Here is a 17,845-nt window from a genome sequence, read left to right as displayed (position 1 = left end):
CTCTCGCCCGGACATCTGACACTCTGGAAGGCGTGAATCCGTCCACAGCACAAGCCACCGCCGTCGTCGACGAACTGGTCCGTGGTGGGGTGCGCGAGGTCGTGCTGTGTCCAGGCTCGCGTAACGCCCCCCTCGCTTTCGCACTGCAGGCCGCCGACCTCGACGGGCGGCTACGTCTGCACATGCGGATCGACGAACGTACGGCGGGCTTCCTCGCCTTGGGATTGGCGATCGCCGGTAACCGGCCCGTCCCCATCGTGATGACCTCCGGCACCGCAGTCGCCAATCTCGGCCCCGCCGTGCTCGAGGCGAACTACGCGCGAGTGCCGCTCGTGGTGCTCAGCGCGAACCGCCCGTACGAGATGCTCGGCACCGGCGCCAACCAGACCGTCGAACAACTCGGACTGTTCGGCACCCAGGTACGCGCCACCATCAGCCTCGGTCTGGCCGAGGACGATCGGTCCCAGAACAGCCAGTGGCGTTCGGCGGTGTGCCGAGTGCTCGCCGCCGCACGAGGCACACGATCAGGCAACGCCGGGCCCGTTCACTTCGACATTCCTCTGCGTGAACCACTGGTACCGGACCTCGACGACCTCACCCGCGCCCCACAAGGTCGCCCCGACGGTGCGGCCTGGACCACCACGGCGAGCGCAACGCTCGACGTCCCACTCGACGTCGACGTCACTGCCGACACCGTCGTCATCTCCGGGCACGGCAGCGCGTTGCGCCCCGAACTGGCCGGCCTGCCCACCGTGGCCGAACCGACCGCGCCACTACATGGCTTCGCGCTGCACCCTCTCGCGCTCTCGCAGCTCAAACCCCGCCAGGCGATCATCACCGGACGGCCCACCCTGCACCGTCAGGTATCGACACTGCTGGCCGACCCGAGCGTCGACGTCTACGCCCTCACCACCGGTCCGCGCTGGCCCGACGTCTCCGGCAACGTCCTCGCCACCGGAACCCGTGCCGTCGTCACCGGGACCCCCGACGCGACCTGGATCGCGGGGTGCACCGAGTTCAGCGAACGTGCCGACGCCGCAGTGCGTCGTGAACTCGACACGCATCCCAAAGCCACCGGACTGCACGTCGCGGCAGCGGTGACGGCTGCCCTACGCGAAGGTGACCAACTACTCCTCGGCGCGTCCAACCCGGTACGCGATGCAGCGTTGGTGAGCAGTCCCCGCGCCGACGTCCGCGTGCTCTCCAACCGCGGAGTGGCAGGCATCGACGGCACCGTCTCCGCCGCCGTCGGAGCAGCGCTGGCCTACGACCACGGCCGCACCGTGGCGCTGATGGGTGACCTGACCTTCCTGCACGACGCGTCGGGCCTGCTCATCGGCACCGGTGAACCCCGGCCACGCGACCTCACCATCGTCGTCGCCAACGACGACGGCGGCGGAATCTTCGAAACCCTCGAGCAGGGCGACCCGCAGTACGCCGGGGTGTTCGAGCGAGTGTTCGGAACCCCGCACGGTATGGATCTGGCGGCACTCTGTGCGGCCTACCGTGTTCCGCACACCGCCGTCGCCGTCGACACGGTGGCGCAACACCTCGCCCGCCCGGCCGCCGGAATTCGAGTTCTCGAAGTCGCCACCGACCGAAGCGGCCTGCGTGAGCTGCACGCCCGCGTGCGAGCAGCTCTGTGACCGGCCAGGTTGTGCGTAGGTTCAAGATCGCCGTGACCGTCGTCGCCGTCGGTGTCTCGGTACTGGCCGTGATCCTCGTACTCGGCGCCTGGCGCAACGATCGCACCATCGAATCCGACATGGGCACCGCCACCGCCGAAGTTCTCTCCGCCGGATCGCTGCGGTCCGCGATCAACTTCGTGACCCCGGACGGCGCCAACCGGAACCCGAAACTCGGTGTGCTCTATCCCACCAACCTCACCGTCGGACAGCGCATCGAAGTCGAGTACGACAAGAGCGACCCCGACCTCGTTCGTGTCGCAGGCCGCAACGCGAGCGTCGCCCTGATTCCTGCCGGCTCCGTCGTCGTCGTGACGTGGCTGCTCGCCGGCCCCGCCATCTGGTACCTGCGCAAAAGGCAGCTCGCACCCCAGCAGGCTCCGACCGTCGACGCAAGTTAGTCCACCTGTCGCCCCGACTTCACGAGAACGCAGCCGGGACGACGCCCGGCGCTGTCACCGTCGACGTGTGAGAGTTGCCATAGTTGCGGAGTCCTTCCTGCCCAACATGAACGGCGTCACCAACTCGGTGCTTCGCGTGCTCGAACACCTGGGCCGCACCGGCCACGACGCCATGGTGATCGCCCCGGACACGATCGGCACCGCCAGTTCGGCGCCCACCGAACACGACGGCATCCCCGTCGTTCGGGTCCCTGCGGTCATGGTCCCCAAGGTCAGCTCGTTGCCCGTCGGCGTGCCGATGCCGAGGGTGAACGCCGCAGTGCGGGCCTTCGCGCCGCACGTCATGCATCTGGCGTCACCGTTCCTGCTCGGCGCCGGGGGAGTCGGCGTCGCCAGGTATCTGGACATCCCCACCGTCGCGGTCTACCAGACCGACGTCGCCGGATTCGCCGAAAGCTACGGTCTCGGCGTCACCAGCCGCGCCGCCTGGGCGTGGACGCGGCGAATCCACAAGAGTTGCGATCGGACACTCGCCCCGTCCACCGCGGCCGTCGACGCCCTCGAAGAGCACCGCATTCCTCGCGTGTACCGCTGGGCACGTGGCGTCGACGCCCAGCAGTTCGCACCGTCGCGTCGGAGCGTGGCGCTGCGCCGATCCTGGATCGGTGACAGCGATCGGCTGGTCGTCGGATTCGTCGGACGGCTCGCTCCGGAAAAGCATGTCGAGCGGTTGGCGGTGCTCGCCGCAGATCCGAGCGTGCAGATCGTCGTCGTCGGCGACGGCCCCGACCGCGGGGAACTGCAACGGTCGATGCCGGGCGCGATCTTCACCGGTCAACTCGGTGGTGACGAACTCGCCGCCGCGTACGCGAGCCTGGACGTGTTCGTGCACCCCGGCGAGCACGAAACGTTCTGCCAGGCCGTCCAAGAGGCCTTGGCCAGCGCGATACCGGCCGTCGGGCCGGATGCAGGCGGTCCGCGGGATCTGATCGAGCACCGTCGCAACGGATACCTGCTGCCGGTCGAGGGGTTCGGACAGGCGTTGCCCGGAGTGATCGACGCCTTGCGTCGCCGAGAGCGACGGGCGCAGATGGGGACGGCGGCACGGCAGTCGGTGCTGCACCGGACCTGGCCCGCCATCTGCGAGGAACTGCTCCGTCACTACGACGACGTGCAAGGTCTGCACCGGCACTCACAGGCCCGAGCAGCCTGAACCCGCCGCCGCCGTGACAGTTGGTAGCGTTTGCGCTGTGGCCACAACACACGGAAACCGGGCAACTCTCGAAAAACAACCGCACGAAGTTGCGTCGATGTTCGACGACGTCGCTGAACGGTACGACCTCACCAACACCGTGCTGTCCTTCGGTCAGGACCGCAGCTGGCGTCGAGCCACCCGTGCTGCCCTCGATCTGAAACCGGGCGAGAAGGTTCTGGACCTCGCCGCCGGAACCGGCGTCTCGACAGTCGAGTTGGGGCGTTCCGGTGCCTGGTGCGTTGCCACCGACTTCTCCAAGGGCATGCTGAAAGCCGGAAGCTCCCGCCGGATACCCATGGTGGCCGGCGATGCGATGAACTTGCCCTACGCCGACGACGTGTTCGACGCCGCCACCATCTCCTTCGGTCTACGTAACGTCTCGGATTTCGAGGCGGGTCTGCGCGAGATCGCCCGCGTGACCAAGCCGGGTGGACGTCTGGTCGTCAGTGAGTTCTCCACCCCCGTCTTCGGCCCCTTCCGGACGGTGTACATGGAATACCTGATGAAGGCGTTGCCGCAGGTCGCGCGGGCCGTCAGTAGCAACCCCGATGCCTACGTCTACCTTGCCGAATCGATACGGGCCTGGCCGACGCAAGAACAACTCGCCGGCAAGATCGCCGCTGCCGGGTGGAAGAACGTCAAGTGGCGCAACCTCACCGGCGGCGTCGTCGCGCTGCACTACGCCACTGCCTGACGGTCAGCCGAACAGCGGCCTCGAGTCGATCCGGCGCGATGCCGCCCCGGCGCCACGCCAGGCGCGAGCGGTCAGGTCGGCGTCGGCGTCGGTGACGAGATTGCCCATCACCCGCACCGCGACGGTCATCAGCGCTCGCGAGCGCATCGCCACCGGGCCGGAGGCTGGTAGGAACCTGGGAACGGTGAGTAGACCCGCAAGCCGTCGGGCGATCGAGAAGGCCTGTCCGTAGTGCTCACGGAGTACATTCGGCCAGAGCGTCGTCAGGTCGTCGGCGTCCAGATGTTCGACGAGGAGGCGTCCGCCTTCGAGGCCGTAGTCGATGCCTTCACCGTTGAGTGGATTCACGCAGGCCGCGGCGTCACCGACGATGGCCCAGTTGGGTCCCGCGATGTTCGAGACCGCACCACCCATGGGTAGTAGGGCCGACGCGACATCGTGGATGTCACCGGTCCACCGCCATTCGTCGCGACGTTGGTCGGTGTACAGATCGAGCAGCGGCCGGAGCGCTCCGGGCGCCGGGCGCTTCGACGTCGCGAGGGTTCCCACACCGATGTTCACCTCTCCGGTACCGAGAGGGAAGATCCAGCCGTAACCGGCCTGCAGAGTGCCTGCGGAGTCTCGGAGTTCGAGATGCGACGTGATCCACGGATCGGCGCTGCGTGGCGTCGCCACATAAGCGCGGGCGGCGACTCCGTACGCGGTGTCCCGATGCCATTCGCGCCCCAACTTCTTTCCCAGCGTCGATCGCACGCCGTCCGCGACGATCAAGGTGGTGCAGCGTAGGACGCTTCGCCCGGTCGGCCCCACCAGCACGACGCCGGTCACCCGGCCGCCGTCCTCCTCGATGTCGACCGCTTTGGTGCCCTCGACCATCACTGCACCGGATTCGACGGCGCAGCGCCTCAACTTGTCGTCTAATTCGGTGCGCGGAATTGCACTGCCGATGGCCGGAAACGACGTTCCGGGCCACTCGAGTTCGAGTTCCTGCCCGAAGCCGGACAGCCGAAGCCCACGATTGGTGGTGTGTGATCGAACCCACTGCCCGAGACCCAGGAGATCCAGCTCGGCAACCGCGCGCGGTGTGAGCCCGTCACCACACGTCTTGTCCCGAGGGAAGACGGCCGCGTCGACGATGACGACGTCGCGGCCGGACCGGGCAGCCCACGCAGCCGCTGCAGAACCTGCAGGACCAGCGCCGATGACCACAATGTCGGTTTCGGTGGGTGGTGAAACGGAGGCGGGGGACTGTTCGTCGGCAGGCACACTCACATCTTCCCAGGCCCGCGATAGTGACCGTGGCGAGGCCGACCTGCGGGCCAACCGCTAGGTTCACTACCGTGGGAACCGAGCCGTCACTGACGACAGGAATGGGTACTGACATCGTGAGCACCGAAAAGACCGCTGCCGACGACACGGAAGCGAGCACCGTCGTAGCCGGCGTCGAACTGGGCGACGCACAGCTTGCTGCAGTGGTCCGCACCGGACTCTCCGATGTCGAGAAGCTCTTGGTCGACGAATTGTCCGACGGTGAGGACTTCCTGACCGAAGCTGCACTGCATCTGGCACGGGCCGGTGGGAAGCGTTTTCGTCCGCTCTTCACGATTCTGACGGCTCAACTGGGTCCGGAGCCCACCGCTCCGGCTGTGGTCACGGCCGCGACGGTCACCGAACTCGTGCATCTGGCGACGCTCTATCACGATGACGTGATGGACGAGGCCTCGATGCGGCGTGGCGCTCCCAGTGCGAATTCCCGGTGGGGTAACAGCATCGCCATCCTGGCCGGTGACTATCTGTTCGCGCATGCCTCACGCCTGGTCTCGACGCTCGGTCCCGAGGCCGTTCGGATCATCGCCGAAACCTTTGCCGAGCTGGTCACAGGGCAGATGCGCGAGACCATCGGCGTCACGCAGGAACAGGATCCGATCGAGCACTATCTCAAGGTGGTGTGGGAGAAGACCGGCTCGCTGATCGCCGCATCCGGGCGTTTCGGTGGAACGTTCTCCGGCGCCGACGCTGCACATATCGAACGCCTCGAGCGTCTCGGTGACGCCGTCGGCACGGCATTTCAGATCACCGACGACATCATCGACATCTCGTCGGTCGCTGCCCAGTCCGGGAAGACCCCCGGTACCGATCTGCGGGAGGGCGTCTTCACGTTGCCCGTGCTGTACGCATTCCGGGAAGAAGGCCCCGACGCGGATCGGTTGCGCGAGATTCTCGACGGCCCGGTGACCGACGACGCCCTGGTCGAGGAGGCGCTCGCGCTCCTCGAGCGCTCGCCAGGCATGGCCAAGGCGAAGGCGAAGCTCGTCGAGTACGCCGATGCCGCGAAGGCTCAACTCGCAGAACTTCCGCAGGGTCCGGCCAACGAGGCTCTCGTGCGTTTGATCGACTACACGGTCGGCCGCGTCGGCTGACACGTTCTCGGCTGATGGTCCGGACGGGAACCCGGATGCCGTCGCCCTTCGTTGACATCGAAGAACCGCACGACGTGGACCAGTGTTTTCACGGGTGGGGGAGTTCGATCGAGACGAGAGGGTGAGCGAGTTGCACGGCTACGCAAACGGAGCGAAAACGTTCGGGTTGCTGGTGGGGATGTCGGCGCTGATCGTATTCGTCGGCTCGTTGTTCCACAGTTCGACGGTCGTGCTGTTCGCGGTCGTGTTCGCGGTGGGCATGAACGCCTACGTGTACTTCAACAGCGACAAACTCGCGTTGCGTTCGATGCGGGCGCAGCCCGTCACCGAAGTGGAAGCCCCGCAGATCTATCGGATAGTGCGGGAGTTGGCAACGATCGCCCATCAACCGATGCCGCGGTTGTACGTGAGCCCGACCAATGCGCCGAACGCGTTCGCGACCGGTCGCAATCCCCGTCATGCGGCGGTGTGCGTGACCAGCGGAATCATGCAGATCCTCAACGAACGTGAATTGCGGGCAGTGCTCGGTCACGAGCTGTCCCACGTTTACAACCGCGACATCTTGATCTCGTCGGTTGCCGGGGCGATGGCCAGTGTCATCTCGGGTCTGGCCAACTTCGCGATGTTTGCCGGTATGTTCGGGGGCCGCGGGAACGGGCAGGGGGCGAATCCGATCGCACTGTTGTTGGTCTCGCTGCTGGGTCCGATCGCCGCCACCGTGGTCAAGCTGGCCGTTTCGCGCTCGCGGGAGTATCAGGCCGACCAGTCGGGTGCCGAACTCACCGGGGATCCGCTGGCGTTGGCGTCAGCGTTGCGCAAGCTGGAGGTGGGGGTAGCTGCCGCGCCGCTTCCGCCGGAGCCGAAGCTCGCGGCGCAGTCTCACCTGATGATCGCCAACCCTTTCCGGGCGGGTGAGAAGGTCGGCAAGCTGTTTTCCACACACCCGCCGATGGCGGACCGGATCGAGCGTCTGGAACGTATGGCGGGGATGTAGGGGGTGAAGGCCCCTGTGCGCCTTGTGGTAGTTCCGACTACCGAAGGCGCGCAGGGGCCCGGCTCCTACCTGTAGTTCACGAACTGCAGGGCAATCCCGAAGTCCTCACCCTTGAGTAGCGCGATGATCTCCTGGAGGTCGTCGCGCTTCTTGCTGCTCACGCGCAACTCTTCACCCTGGATCTGTGCCTTGACGCCCTTGGGGCCCTCGTCACGGATCTTCTTGGTGATCTTCTTCGCGTTCTCGCTCGTGATGCCCTGAACCAGGGTTCCGGACAGCTTGTAGATCTTTCCGGACTGGGCGGGCTCGCCGGCATCGAAGGCTTTCAGGGAGATGTCCCGACGGATCAGCTTCTCCTTGAACACGTCGAGTGCAGCCAACAGGCGCTCCTCGGTGTCGGCATTGAGAGTGATCGTCTCTTCCCCCGACCACTCGATCGACGCTCCGGTGTTCCGGAAATCGAAGCGGGTGGTCAGCTCCTTGGCAGCTTGATGCAGGGCGTTGTCCACCTCTTGACGGTCTACTTTGCTCACGACGTCGAAGGACGAATCAGCCACTTCACACTCCTGCTTCCCGGTAGTTGTCGAATATCGAATTCATCTGCCGTTCACGACGGCGGACCACTCGACGGTATCGGGTTGGCAGGGGCGCTCACCACCCGGTTTGCAAAATGGGGGTGTGTTCGTTGTATTCTTCTCACCGCACCAAGGAAGCCGTTCTCGGCCGCTGCTCGCCGCGATTCAATCGCGGGTGTGTCGGATCGAGACCAGGTGCGAGCACGGCAGATTGCCCGAGCGGCCAATGGGAGCGGACTGTAAATCCGTCGGCTTATGCCTACGTAGGTTCGAATCCTACATCTGCCACCCGAGTCAGCCCCGATCCTCACCGAGGATCGGGGCTGACTTCGTTGTGCGCTCTCTCGGTAGGCGACGGCGGTTCCATGAACGGGCGCGCGGACCGGCGCGCCGTCGGCAGTTTCGGATGTTCAGGGATGGCTCGGTTTGTCGCCCCTGTCGTGTGCAGGGAATGTTCGGGCGCCATTCGTTCTCTAGCCGGCGGCTCGAATGGGTGCAACAATGGTCTCCAGTGCCAGTTTTGCCCCAATGACCAGCGGATTTGGTGCTGACGGTCGTTCGTGTGTAATCTTTCGGAGGCTTCAAGAGAGCGGCAACGCACTCCGGAAGCCACGCCCCCTTAGCTCAGTCGGCAGAGCGTTTCCATGGTAAGGAAAAGGTCAACGGTTCGATTCCGTTAGGGGGCTCGCTGGATTGTGGTGCCGTGCTAACCGCGCGACACTCGACACCGAGGCGGTGTAGCTCAGTTGGTAGAGCAAACGACTCATAATCGTTGCGTCGCCGGTTCAAGTCCGGTCACCGCTACACAATATGCATGATCCACCCTGATTGTTCGTAATCAGATACACCCGAAAGTAGGCATCCCGTGGCCTCCTCGACCGACGTTCGGCCCAAGATCACCTTGGCCTGCGAGGTATGCAAGCACCGCAATTACATCACCAAGAAGAATCGGCGCAACGACCCCGATCGCTTGGAGATCAAGAAGTTCTGCCCCAACTGCGGAACCCACCAGTCGCACCGCGAATCGAAGTAGTCCTTCGCCGGACTGCGATTGTCGCGGAAGACCCTTCCAGGGACTGCGTATTCGGGTTCTAGTCGGGAGTGAGTTTCTACGTGACAGATTTGCAAGAGCACAAGGCAGCGGCCGTGGTCCACGAGGACCCGGCCGCTCACGCCGTCAAGATGGTCGGTCACCACTATCGAGCCGAAGACTTCTACGAGGTCGGTCGCGAGAAGGTGCGTGAGTTCGCTCGTGCGGTTCAGGATGCACATCCTGCGCATCACGACGAGGCCGCAGCCAAGGGTCTCGGATACGACGGTCTGATCGCACCCGTGACGTTCGTCGCGATCGTGGGGGCTATTGCGCAGCGGCGTTTGTTCGACGAGATCATCACCGGTTACGACCTGAGTCAGATTCTGCAAACGGATCAGCGCTTGGTTCTGCACAAGCCGATGAAGGTCGGTGACCGACTCTTCTGTGACGTCTACCTGGACTCGTTCAGGCAGGCCGCAGGTAGCGACATCATCGTGACCAAGAACATCGTCACCGATCAGGACGGCGAAGAGGTGGTCACCACGTGGACCACTCTTGTCGCCCGCACCGGTGGTGTGGTGGACGAGAACATTCTGCACGCTGTGAAGGATGTGGTGATGCATGTCGCATCGTGAATTTTCCGAGGTGAGCGTCGGTGATCTTCTTCCTGAGAAGGTCGTGACTCTCACTCGGGGCAACCTCGCCAACTACACCGGCGTGTCGGGAGATCCCAACCCGATTCACTTCAGCGACGGTGTCGCGCGGCTCGCCGGTTTGCCGGACGTGGTCGCACACGGCATGCTGTCGATGGGTCTCGGTGCCGGTTACGTCACCGAATGGCTCGGGGATCCTGGCGCAGTGACCGAGTACAATGTACGGTTCACGAGTCCGGTTCTCGTGGCTGCCGACAAGGCGGCCGAGATCGAGTTCACCGCGAAGGTGAAGTCGGTCGACGAGGAAAGCAAGACTGCAGTACTGGCAATCGTGGCGAAGTCCGACGGAAAGAAGATTTTCGGTCGCGCCACTGCCACGGTCCGTCTCGCCTGATCGCAGGGCGGATTGTGTTTGTTCCGGGGCTTTGAAGTACACTGAGATTTCTGGGATTCCTCAGCGCTGCGCGCTGCCCTGAATGTTTCAAGACATTCAACGGGGGTGGCGCGTATGTTGTGTGATCGCAGAGCGGTTGACGCAGGTAGAATTATCTGCCGGGTGTCAACCAAAGGGGCGTAGCTCAACTGGCAGAGCAGCGGTCTCCAAAACCGCAGGTTGCAGGTTCAAGTCCTGTCGCCCCTGCCCCCGGATGCCAGCGACTGAGAGGAACGACGTGAGCGAGGAGCGCGCCAAGCGCGACGCCGACACTTCGGATTCGGAGACGTCCACGTCTGCCGATTCCACCGGTGTCGACGACACTGCAGCTGACGCGACGACGCGTTCCGATCTGTCGCTGACCAAAGACGAGGCGAAAAGCTCGTCTGCATCGAGCAGGGATTCCACCAGGCCGACCGGTAAGCGCGCCACGCGCGGTGCTTCGGCCGGTGTGTCCACCGTGAAGACACCGGTTCGGACCGCCACCACGCGGGCAGGAGCTGCGAGCTCTACCACGAAGCCGAAGGTGAAGAAGGACAACATCTTCAAGCGCCTTCGTAAGTTCTTCCGTGAGGTCATCGCAGAGCTCCGCAAGGTCATCTGGCCCAATCGCAAGCAGATGGTCACCTACACCAGTGTCGTTCTGGCATTCGTCGTGTTCATGGTGGCATTCATCGGCGGCTTCGACATCGCCGTCATCAAGGGTGTCACCTGGCTGTTCGGCTGATTGCCGAATCTGCGGTCATCCCTGCCTGCGAGCGCGAGAAAGACCCGTCCCGGGTCCGAGTAACGAGAGGAAGCGAGTGCCCCAGTGAGCACCCCCGAGAACGACACGAATGAGGCTTTGGCCGAAGTGGACGTCGTGGTTGCCGAAGGCACCGATGTGGACGTTGCCGAAGGCACCGATGTGGACGTTGCCGAAGGCACCGATGTGGACGTTGCCGAAGGCACCGATGTGGACGTTGCCGAAGGCGTCGATGTAGACGCTGCCGACGTATCGGCCGACACCGAAGCGACCGAGGACGTCATTTCCGACGATGCCGAGAACTCCGACGAGGCTGCTCCGGTTGCCGAGATCGAGGTCGAGGATCCGGTTGCCGAGTTGAAGGCGGCTTTGCGTCGCGCGCCTGGTGACTGGTACGTCATTCACTCGTACGCCGGTTACGAGAACAAGGTCAAGACCAACCTCGAGACCCGAGTCCAGAACCTGGACGTCGGCGACTACATCTTCCAGGTGGAAGTTCCCACCGAAGAGGTCACCGAGATCAAGAACGGCCAGCGCAAGCAGGTCAACCGCAAGGTTCTGCCCGGCTACATCCTGGTTCGTATGGAGCTGAACGACGAGTCGTGGGGCGCGGTGCGTAACACGCCGGGCGTTACCGGTTTCGTCGGCGCAACGTCACGTCCGTCGCCGCTGACCCTCAACGAGGTCGTCAAGTTCCTGCTTCCGCAGCAGGAGCAGAAGAAGCAGCAGGCCGCCGCGGCTGCCGTCGCGGCAGGCGAGGCTCAGCCCGAGACCTTCGGCAAGCCCGTCATCGAGGTCGATTTCGAGGTCGGCGAGTCGGTGACCGTCATGGACGGCCCGTTCGCGACTCTTCCGGCCAGTATCAGCGAGGTCAACGGCGAGCAGCAGAAGCTCAAGGTTCTCGTGTCGATCTTCGGTCGTGAGACGCCGGTCGAGCTCAACTTCAATCAGGTCGCGAAGCTCTGACGACCCCCCACACACTTGCATTGCACCACGCAAGACACACACCCGAGCTAGAAACTAGGAACTAGAGATGCCCCCAAAGAAGAAGAAGCTCGCCGGGCTCATCAAGCTGCAGATCCAGGCAGGTCAGGCTAACCCTGCACCTCCAGTGGGTCCTGCGCTCGGTCAGCACGGCGTGAACATCATGGAGTTCTGCAAGGCCTACAACGCGGCGACTGAGTCCCAGCGCGGCAACGTCGTGCCGGTCGAGATCTCGGTTTACGAAGACCGGACCTTCGATTTCAAGCTGAAGACCCCGCCTGCCGCCAAGCTGCTCCTCAAAGCGGCCGGCGTTGCCAAGGGCTCCGGTGAACCGCACAAGACCAAGGTCGCCACGGTGACCATGGATCAGGTGCGCGAAATCGCGAAGACCAAGGCTGAAGACCTCAATGCCAATGACATCGAGCAGGCCGCGAAGATCATCGCCGGCACCGCTCGTTCCATGGGCATCACGGTCCAGGGCTGACAAGTCCCGCTCCTCCTGGTGGGCTGACACAGCCCGCTACACAAGCACAGCGTGGGAGGGCCGGCCAGGCCCCGACCACTACTGAACCAGTCACCATCGCGGTTCGATACTTCGCATGTCGAAGTTCGCCGCGGTGAGAAGTAAGGACAGAAGAAATGGCAAAGCGCAGCAAGGCGTACCTCGCCGCCGCTGAGAAGATCGACGCAGACGCGCTCTACAGCCCCCTGCAGGCTGCAAAGCTCGCCAAGGAGACGTCGTCGTCGAAGATGGATGCAACCGTCGAGGTTGCGGTCCGTCTCGGTGTCGACCCGCGCAAGGCGGACCAGATGGTCCGCGGGACGGTCAACCTCCCGCACGGCACCGGCAAGACGGCTCGCGTCGTCGTGTTCGCCGTGGGCGAGAAGGCAGCAGAAGCAGAAGCTGCAGGTGCTGACGTCGTCGGTGCAGAAGACCTGATCGAGCGTATCCAGGGCGGCTGGACTGATTTCGACGCCGCTATCGCGACCCCTGATCAGATGGCCAAGGTCGGCCGCATCGCCCGTGTCCTCGGACCGCGTGGCCTGATGCCGAACCCGAAGACGGGCACCGTCACGGCGGATGTCACGAAGGCTGTCAACGACATCAAGGGCGGCAAGATCAACTTCCGCGTCGACAAGCAGGCCAACCTGCACTTCGTCATCGGTAAGGCATCGTTCGACGATGCCAAGCTGGTGGAGAACTACGGCGCCGCTCTGGACGAGATCCTGCGTGCGAAGCCTTCGTCGGCAAAGGGACGTTACGTCAAGAAGGTCACGGTCTCGACCACCACCGGTCCGGGCATCCCGGTGGATCCGAACCGTACCCGCAACCTCCTCGAGGACGACGCGTAAACAGTTCGTGTGTGCGGAAGGGCCGGTAGGAAATTTTTCCTACCGGCCCTTCTTTTGTCTGTCGTGTCTGTCCTGGCCGTTCGGGCAGCCCGGCCCGACATTTCCGTTCTCCGGTGGCATCATCGGGTCATGAACCAACTGCTCCAAACTGTCGGCCAGTACTGGTGGTTGATTTTCGTCTTCGGTGGCACCGTCGGTGGGGCTGTGAAGGGCATCGGGGTGGCGAACGAGCGCCGGATCGAGCGGCGTCAGGAGCGCTTCCGATTGAAGCAGCAGACGAAGGTGGCGATTGCGCAGGCCAATGCTCAGTACCAGACGGATGTGGAGACGCAACGTCGCGACGTCTCGAAGTCCGTCGGGCGGCACGACGAGGTGGATGCACGGTGGTTTTCGTACGAGCTCGATCCGGTGACGTTGCTGGACACCCCGATGATGACGGATATGCGGGAGCCTTTGACAGCCGACTTTCACCGCGCCAAGCATCGGGCCGATCTGCTGCGGCCGGGTAATCCGGAGACGATGCTCGGTAACGTGCAGGCGCAGGTCGAGTACCGAGAAGCGGTGCACGCGTACGTCATTGCCTTCGAGATCGCCGAGGCGGAGGCGAAGCGCCGTCGGCGAAGCGGATTCGGTCTCGAGGAGCAGGAGCGCCTGGTGCGGGCTCAGCGGTTGCTGCGGTTGGCGATGGACGAGGGGGCGACGCCGCAGGAGCGGCAGAGTGCGTATCGGCGGGCGCACAAGGAGCTCGACGGATTGCTCGTACTTCCGGACCGTGCGGTGGCGGAAATCGAACGAAAGATCGCGGGCGCGATCGGGGCGTGACCGCACGAATTGGTGATGTGGGGCTACTCGAGGTAGTCTTCGACGCGGAGTTCAGTGCTGAATCTGAACTTCACCCCGAAATCATGTTCTACCCAAGACCGTTGGTTATCGCACTTGTTTCGAGTGCGGTCGAAAGTCCGGCAGTGTTCGGCGACCCACGCAGGTGAACGAGGTAGGGGGATTGCTTGATGTTGTGGATGTGCCGTGAGAGCGGTAGGCCTCTTCTTCAAGTCTCCTCTGTACGCCCCGTGCGCTGTGCGCCGGGGCGTTTTGCATTTTCTCGGATCGGTAACGGTTTTTGAGTGGGATAACGACGCTCACGAGAGGAGGCGAAGTATGGCAAAGCCTGAGAAGGTTTCCGCAGTTGCGGAAATCACCGAGCAGTTCAAGGGTTCGACCGCCGCTGTGGTCACGGAATACCGTGGTCTTTCGGTCGGTAACATCACGACACTGCGACGCGCTCTCGGAGAAGGTGCCACCTACTCCGTCGCCAAGAACACCCTGGTCAAGCGTGCCGCCGCAGAGGCCGGCATCGAGGGCCTTGATGACCTGTTCGTCGGTCCGACCGCCATTGCATTCATCAAGGGCGAGCCGGTCGACGCTGCGAAGGCTCTGAAGAACTTCGCAAAGGACAACAAGGCGCTCATCATCAAGGGCGGCTACATGGACGGCGCTGCGCTGTCCGTGGACGAGGTCAACAAGATCGCGGATCTCGAATCCCGCGAGATCCTGTTGGCCAAGCTTGCCGGCGCGATGAAGGGCAACTTGGCAAAGGCCGCAGGCCTGTTCAACGCTCCCGCTTCGCAGTTTGCCCGTTTGGCTGCTGCTCTGCAGGAGAAGAAGGCCGCAGAAGGCGGAGCCGCAGAGGCTCCGGCAGCGTCGGTCGACGAGGCTGCCACCGAGGCTCCGGCGGAGACCGAAGCCGAAAGCTGATCCGCACCCGCGCATCACTGCTATAACCCCGCCCGGTCGCGGATCAGCGACATGGGACTTACAGGAAGGACCGCCACAATGGCGAAGCTCAGCACCGAAGAGTTGTTGGACCAGTTCAAGGAGCTCACCCTCCTCGAGCTCTCGGAGTTCGTCAAGGCATTCGAGGAGACCTTCGAGGTCACCGCTGCTGCTCCGGTCGCAGTTGCTGCTGCCGGCGCACCGGCTGCCGCTGAAGCTGCTGAAGAGCAGGACGAGTTCGACGTCGTCCTCGAGTCGGCCGGCGACAAGAAGATCCAGGTCATCAAGGTCGTTCGTGAGGTCGTTTCCGGCCTCGGCCTGAAGGAAGCCAAGGATCTCGTCGAGAGCGCTCCGAAGGCCATCCTCGAGAAGGTCTCCAAGGAAGCTGCCGAAGCTGCCAAGGAAAAGCTCGAAGCTGCCGGCGCGAAGATCGCTGTCAAGTAAGACGGTATTTGTCGCTGCTCTTCGTGAGTAGTCGGAAAGAGGGCCACCCCGGTTGGGGTGGCCCTCTTTTTCGTATGCGCTGGGTTCGGTTCGAACACCGGTGCTCAGCTCGAATCGCGGGACGTGTCGCAAATCACTTGTCGTCATGAAAGTGACCGACATGTAGTGGAAAATTGCCTGGTTAGGGACCTATTCGGTGACCAGGGTGCGGCGGGTTTTCGACGCGTGACAGACCTTGGTCGGGAGGGTCGGGGAGCGCGGTGTAGTCACCGCGCAGGTCGACTCGGTGTAGCCGTTTCCTGTTGTCCGAGAACTGAATTGTCGAATTTCGGTGCAATCCGGTGGGGGGTGTGCGGGACGATGTGAAGTGCAGTACAGTGCGATATTACTCATTAGTAGTATTCGCGGTCACGGGTATCGCCCACATGCGATAGAGTGACCCAACCCACACCGGGTGCATGCAACGACGTCGCGGAGGTAATTGTGGGAGTCGAGGTAGCCGTTCAGGGGCTGACGAAGTCGTTCGGGTCGCAGAGGATTTGGCAGGACGTGTCGCTCACCCTCCCGGCGGGTGAGGTCAGTGCACTACTCGGCCCGTCGGGAACTGGTAAGTCCGTGTTCTTGAAGTCGTTGATCGGACTTCTTCGCCCCGAAGCCGGTTCCATCGTGATCGACGGCACGGACATCTTGAAGTGCTCGTCGAAGGAGCTCTACGAAATTCGGAAATTGTTCGGGGTCCTGTTCCAGGACGGGGCGCTGTTCGGTTCGATGAACTTGTACGACAACATCGCCTTCCCGCTGCGTGAGCACACCAAGAAGTCCGAATCGGACATCCGCAAGATCGTGATGGAGAAGTTGGATCTGACCGGTCTGGTCGGCGCCGAGGACAAGCTCCCCGGGGAAATCTCCGGTGGTATGCGTAAGCGCGCCGGTCTGGCACGTGCGCTCGTGCTCGATCCCGAGATCATCCTCGTCGACGAGCCGGACTCCGGACTCGACCCGGTCCGAACCACGTACATCAGCCAGACGTTGATCGACATCAACGCGCAATCGGATGCCACCATCCTGATCGTCTCGCACAACATCAACCTCGCCCGGACGGTGCCCGACAACATCGGGATGCTGTTCCGGCGGCAGCTCGTGATGTTCGGCCCGCGCGAGGTCTTGTTGACGTCGGACGAGCCGGTGGTCAAGCAATTCCTCAACGGCACCATGATCGGTCCGATCGGAATGTCCGAGGAGAAGGACGAAGCTCAGATGGCTCACGAGCAGGCGCTCGTCGACGCCGGGCACCATGCCGGCGGCGTCGAGGACGTCGAGGGCATCGTGCCGCAGATGAAGGCGACACCGGGAAATCCGGAACGCCAGGCGGTGCGTCGGCGTCAGGAACGGGTCAGGCAGATCGTGCACACCCTGCCACTCAATGCCCAGGCCGCAATTCACGACAGCCTCAACGAGGAAGACTCGGCCGGCGAGCACAACCGTCGTTATGCGGACGCCCCCAGTGCGCGCGTGGAGTGGGACGACTCACTGGACACGCAGGTCATTCCGGTCTTGGACGTCGATCAGTACGGGAACACCACACACAGGCAAGGGTAGGCGTATCGGATGGGGGTTACCCGAAACTCGGTGCTGAGTCCGGTCAACGGCGCACTCACTCAGGCCGGCAATATCGTCGAGCTGTTCGTCGATGTGGTCAAGAACACGTTCAGGCGACCTTTTCAGTTTCGCGAGTTCATCGAGCAGGCCTGGTTCATCGCCAGCGTGACGATTTTGCCGACCGCGCTGGTGGCCATTCCGTTCGGAGCGGTCGTCTCGCTGCAGACCGGGTCACTGATCAAGCAGCTCGGTGCTGAGTCCTTCACAGGTGCGGCAAGTGTTCTGGCTGTGATTCAGCAGGGAAGTCCGCTGGTGACGGCCCTGCTCGTGGCAGGTGCCGCAGGATCGGCGGTCACCGCAGATCTGGGCTCGAGAACCATTCGCGAGGAGATCGACGCGATGGAGGTACTGGGCATCAATCCGATCCAGCGTCTGGTCGTGCCACGAGTTCTGGCGATGGTGCTCATTGCCGTGCTCCTCAACGGACTCGTGTCGGTGGTGGGCGTCGCAGGTGGCTACTTCTTCAACGTGGTGCTGCAAGGCGGCAATCCGGGTGCATACATCTCGTCGTTCTCCGCGTTTGCGCAACTGCCCGACTTGTGGAGTGCCGAGATCAAGGCGGCGGTGTTCGGCTTGATTGCCGGCGTGATCTCCGCGTACAAGGGCCTACATCCCTCGGGCGGTCCGAAAGGTGTCGGCGAGGCGGTCAATCAGGCGGTGGTCATCACGTTCCTGTTGCTGTTCTTCGCCAATCTGATTCTGACCATGGTGTACCTCCAGATCGTCCCGGCGAAGGGATCTTGA

At 63.4% G+C, this 17,845-nt stretch carries 20 protein-coding genes and 4 tRNA genes; 22 read left to right on the top strand and 2 right to left on the bottom strand.

The genetic code is table 11. The features are described from left to right. Window positions 1–32: 32 nt before the first annotated feature. From menD to ABH922_RS16870, 4 genes are all read left to right on the top strand, one after another. Entirely contained in the window at window positions 33–1,646 is a 1,614-nt protein-coding gene (menD, locus tag ABH922_RS16885) for a 2-succinyl-5-enolpyruvyl-6-hydroxy-3-cyclohexene-1-carboxylic-acid synthase (protein ID WP_424808000.1), read from the top strand. Next, entirely contained in the window at window positions 1,643–2,086 is a 444-nt protein-coding gene (locus tag ABH922_RS16880; protein WP_424807999.1) for a DUF3592 domain-containing protein, read from the top strand. Before menD ends, ABH922_RS16880 begins: the two co-directional genes overlap by 4 nt. A 67-nt stretch (window positions 2,087–2,153) precedes the next feature. Beyond that, window positions 2,154–3,299 carry a glycosyltransferase family 4 protein gene (locus tag ABH922_RS16875; RefSeq protein WP_424807998.1) on the top strand — a complete coding sequence of 382 codons (1,146 nt, stop codon included), beginning with the start codon at window positions 2,154–2,156 and terminating at the stop codon, window positions 3,297–3,299. 37 nt (window positions 3,300–3,336) lie between these two features. Then, a complete protein-coding gene (locus ABH922_RS16870) occupies window positions 3,337–4,035 on the top strand; it encodes a demethylmenaquinone methyltransferase (RefSeq protein WP_424807997.1) in 699 nt (232 codons plus the stop codon). A gap of 3 nt (window positions 4,036–4,038) precedes the next feature. Here the strand turns inward: ABH922_RS16870 and ABH922_RS16865 are convergent, their stop codons facing one another. Beyond that, on the bottom strand, window positions 4,039–5,301 hold the full coding sequence (locus tag ABH922_RS16865; RefSeq protein ID WP_424807996.1) for a geranylgeranyl reductase family protein: 1,263 nt from the start codon (window positions 5,299–5,301) through the stop codon (window positions 4,039–4,041). A gap of 104 nt (window positions 5,302–5,405) precedes the next feature. On the opposite strand from ABH922_RS16865, the gene ABH922_RS16860 reads away from it, so the two are divergent. Together ABH922_RS16860 and htpX are read left to right on the top strand one after the other, a co-directional pair. Beyond that, window positions 5,406–6,455 (top strand): polyprenyl synthetase family protein, encoded by a 1,050-nt coding sequence (locus ABH922_RS16860; RefSeq protein ID WP_424809701.1) that lies wholly within the window; start codon window positions 5,406–5,408, stop codon window positions 6,453–6,455. Window positions 6,456–6,585: 130 nt separating this feature from the next. Further along, window positions 6,586–7,449, top strand: a complete 864-nt coding sequence (htpX, locus tag ABH922_RS16855) for a zinc metalloprotease HtpX (protein WP_424809700.1) — start codon at window positions 6,586–6,588, stop codon at window positions 7,447–7,449. Between the two features lie 65 nt (window positions 7,450–7,514). Here the strand turns inward: htpX and ABH922_RS16850 are convergent, their stop codons facing one another. Then, window positions 7,515–8,006, bottom strand: a complete 492-nt coding sequence (locus tag ABH922_RS16850) for a YajQ family cyclic di-GMP-binding protein (protein WP_424807995.1) — start codon at window positions 8,004–8,006, stop codon at window positions 7,515–7,517. A 223-nt stretch (window positions 8,007–8,229) separates the two neighbouring features. On the opposite strand from ABH922_RS16850, the gene ABH922_RS16845 reads away from it, so the two are divergent. From ABH922_RS16845 to ABH922_RS16770, 16 genes are all read left to right on the top strand, one after another. Further along, a tRNA-Tyr gene (locus tag ABH922_RS16845) sits at window positions 8,230–8,312 on the top strand. A gap of 325 nt (window positions 8,313–8,637) precedes the next feature. Next, a tRNA-Thr gene (locus ABH922_RS16840) sits at window positions 8,638–8,710 on the top strand. Between the two features lie 45 nt (window positions 8,711–8,755). Further along, window positions 8,756–8,828, top strand: a tRNA-Met gene (locus ABH922_RS16835). 61 nt (window positions 8,829–8,889) lie between these two features. After that, window positions 8,890–9,057, top strand: coding sequence for a 50S ribosomal protein L33 (rpmG, locus tag ABH922_RS16830; RefSeq protein WP_005252089.1), 168 nt, complete (start codon window positions 8,890–8,892; stop codon window positions 9,055–9,057). A 149-nt stretch (window positions 9,058–9,206) separates the two neighbouring features. Next, on the top strand, window positions 9,207–9,692 hold the full coding sequence (gene hadA, locus ABH922_RS16825; protein ID WP_424809699.1) for a (3R)-hydroxyacyl-ACP dehydratase subunit HadA: 486 nt from the start codon (window positions 9,207–9,209) through the stop codon (window positions 9,690–9,692). Further along, window positions 9,679–10,104 (top strand): (3R)-hydroxyacyl-ACP dehydratase subunit HadB, encoded by a 426-nt coding sequence (gene hadB / locus ABH922_RS16820; protein WP_424807994.1) that lies wholly within the window; start codon window positions 9,679–9,681, stop codon window positions 10,102–10,104. The genes hadA and hadB overlap by 14 nt, the downstream gene beginning before the upstream one ends. 173 nt (window positions 10,105–10,277) lie before the next feature. Further along, window positions 10,278–10,350 (top strand) — tRNA-Trp (locus ABH922_RS16815). Window positions 10,351–10,381: 31 nt separating this feature from the next. Beyond that, on the top strand, window positions 10,382–10,870 hold the full coding sequence (gene secE, locus ABH922_RS16810; protein ID WP_424807993.1) for a preprotein translocase subunit SecE: 489 nt from the start codon (window positions 10,382–10,384) through the stop codon (window positions 10,868–10,870). An 84-nt stretch (window positions 10,871–10,954) separates the two neighbouring features. Continuing rightward, window positions 10,955–11,854, top strand: coding sequence for a transcription termination/antitermination protein NusG (nusG, locus tag ABH922_RS16805; RefSeq protein ID WP_424807992.1), 900 nt, complete (start codon window positions 10,955–10,957; stop codon window positions 11,852–11,854). A gap of 67 nt (window positions 11,855–11,921) precedes the next feature. Then, entirely contained in the window at window positions 11,922–12,356 is a 435-nt protein-coding gene (rplK, locus tag ABH922_RS16800; RefSeq protein WP_424807991.1) for a 50S ribosomal protein L11, read from the top strand. Window positions 12,357–12,511: 155 nt separating this feature from the next. After that, window positions 12,512–13,225 carry a 50S ribosomal protein L1 gene (gene rplA / locus ABH922_RS16795; RefSeq protein ID WP_424807990.1) on the top strand — a complete coding sequence of 238 codons (714 nt, stop codon included), beginning with the start codon at window positions 12,512–12,514 and terminating at the stop codon, window positions 13,223–13,225. Window positions 13,226–13,354: 129 nt separating this feature from the next. Continuing rightward, the gene (locus tag ABH922_RS16790; RefSeq protein WP_424807989.1) at window positions 13,355–14,047 is read left to right on the top strand and encodes a hypothetical protein; all 693 of its coding nucleotides are present in this window, start codon (window positions 13,355–13,357) and stop codon (window positions 14,045–14,047) included. Window positions 14,048–14,383: 336 nt separating this feature from the next. Next, window positions 14,384–14,980: a 50S ribosomal protein L10 gene (rplJ, locus tag ABH922_RS16785; protein WP_424807988.1), complete on the top strand. Its 597-nt coding sequence runs from the start codon at window positions 14,384–14,386 to the stop codon at window positions 14,978–14,980. A gap of 78 nt (window positions 14,981–15,058) precedes the next feature. Next, window positions 15,059–15,442 (top strand): 50S ribosomal protein L7/L12, encoded by a 384-nt coding sequence (rplL, locus tag ABH922_RS16780; protein WP_424807987.1) that lies wholly within the window; start codon window positions 15,059–15,061, stop codon window positions 15,440–15,442. Window positions 15,443–15,922: 480 nt separating this feature from the next. Then, the gene (locus tag ABH922_RS16775; RefSeq protein WP_424809698.1) at window positions 15,923–17,041 is read left to right on the top strand and encodes an ABC transporter ATP-binding protein; all 1,119 of its coding nucleotides are present in this window, start codon (window positions 15,923–15,925) and stop codon (window positions 17,039–17,041) included. Window positions 17,042–17,050: 9 nt separating this feature from the next. Further along, window positions 17,051–17,845, top strand: coding sequence for an MlaE family ABC transporter permease (locus tag ABH922_RS16770; RefSeq protein WP_424807986.1), 795 nt, complete (start codon window positions 17,051–17,053; stop codon window positions 17,843–17,845).

It is taken from the genome of Rhodococcus sp. 27YEA15, from assembly GCF_049739425.1.
Classification (GTDB): Bacteria; Actinomycetota; Actinomycetes; order Mycobacteriales; family Mycobacteriaceae; genus Rhodococcus_F.
The sequence above is the reverse complement of the archived record's forward strand: the minus strand, read 5'-3'. Positions and strand labels throughout refer to the sequence as shown.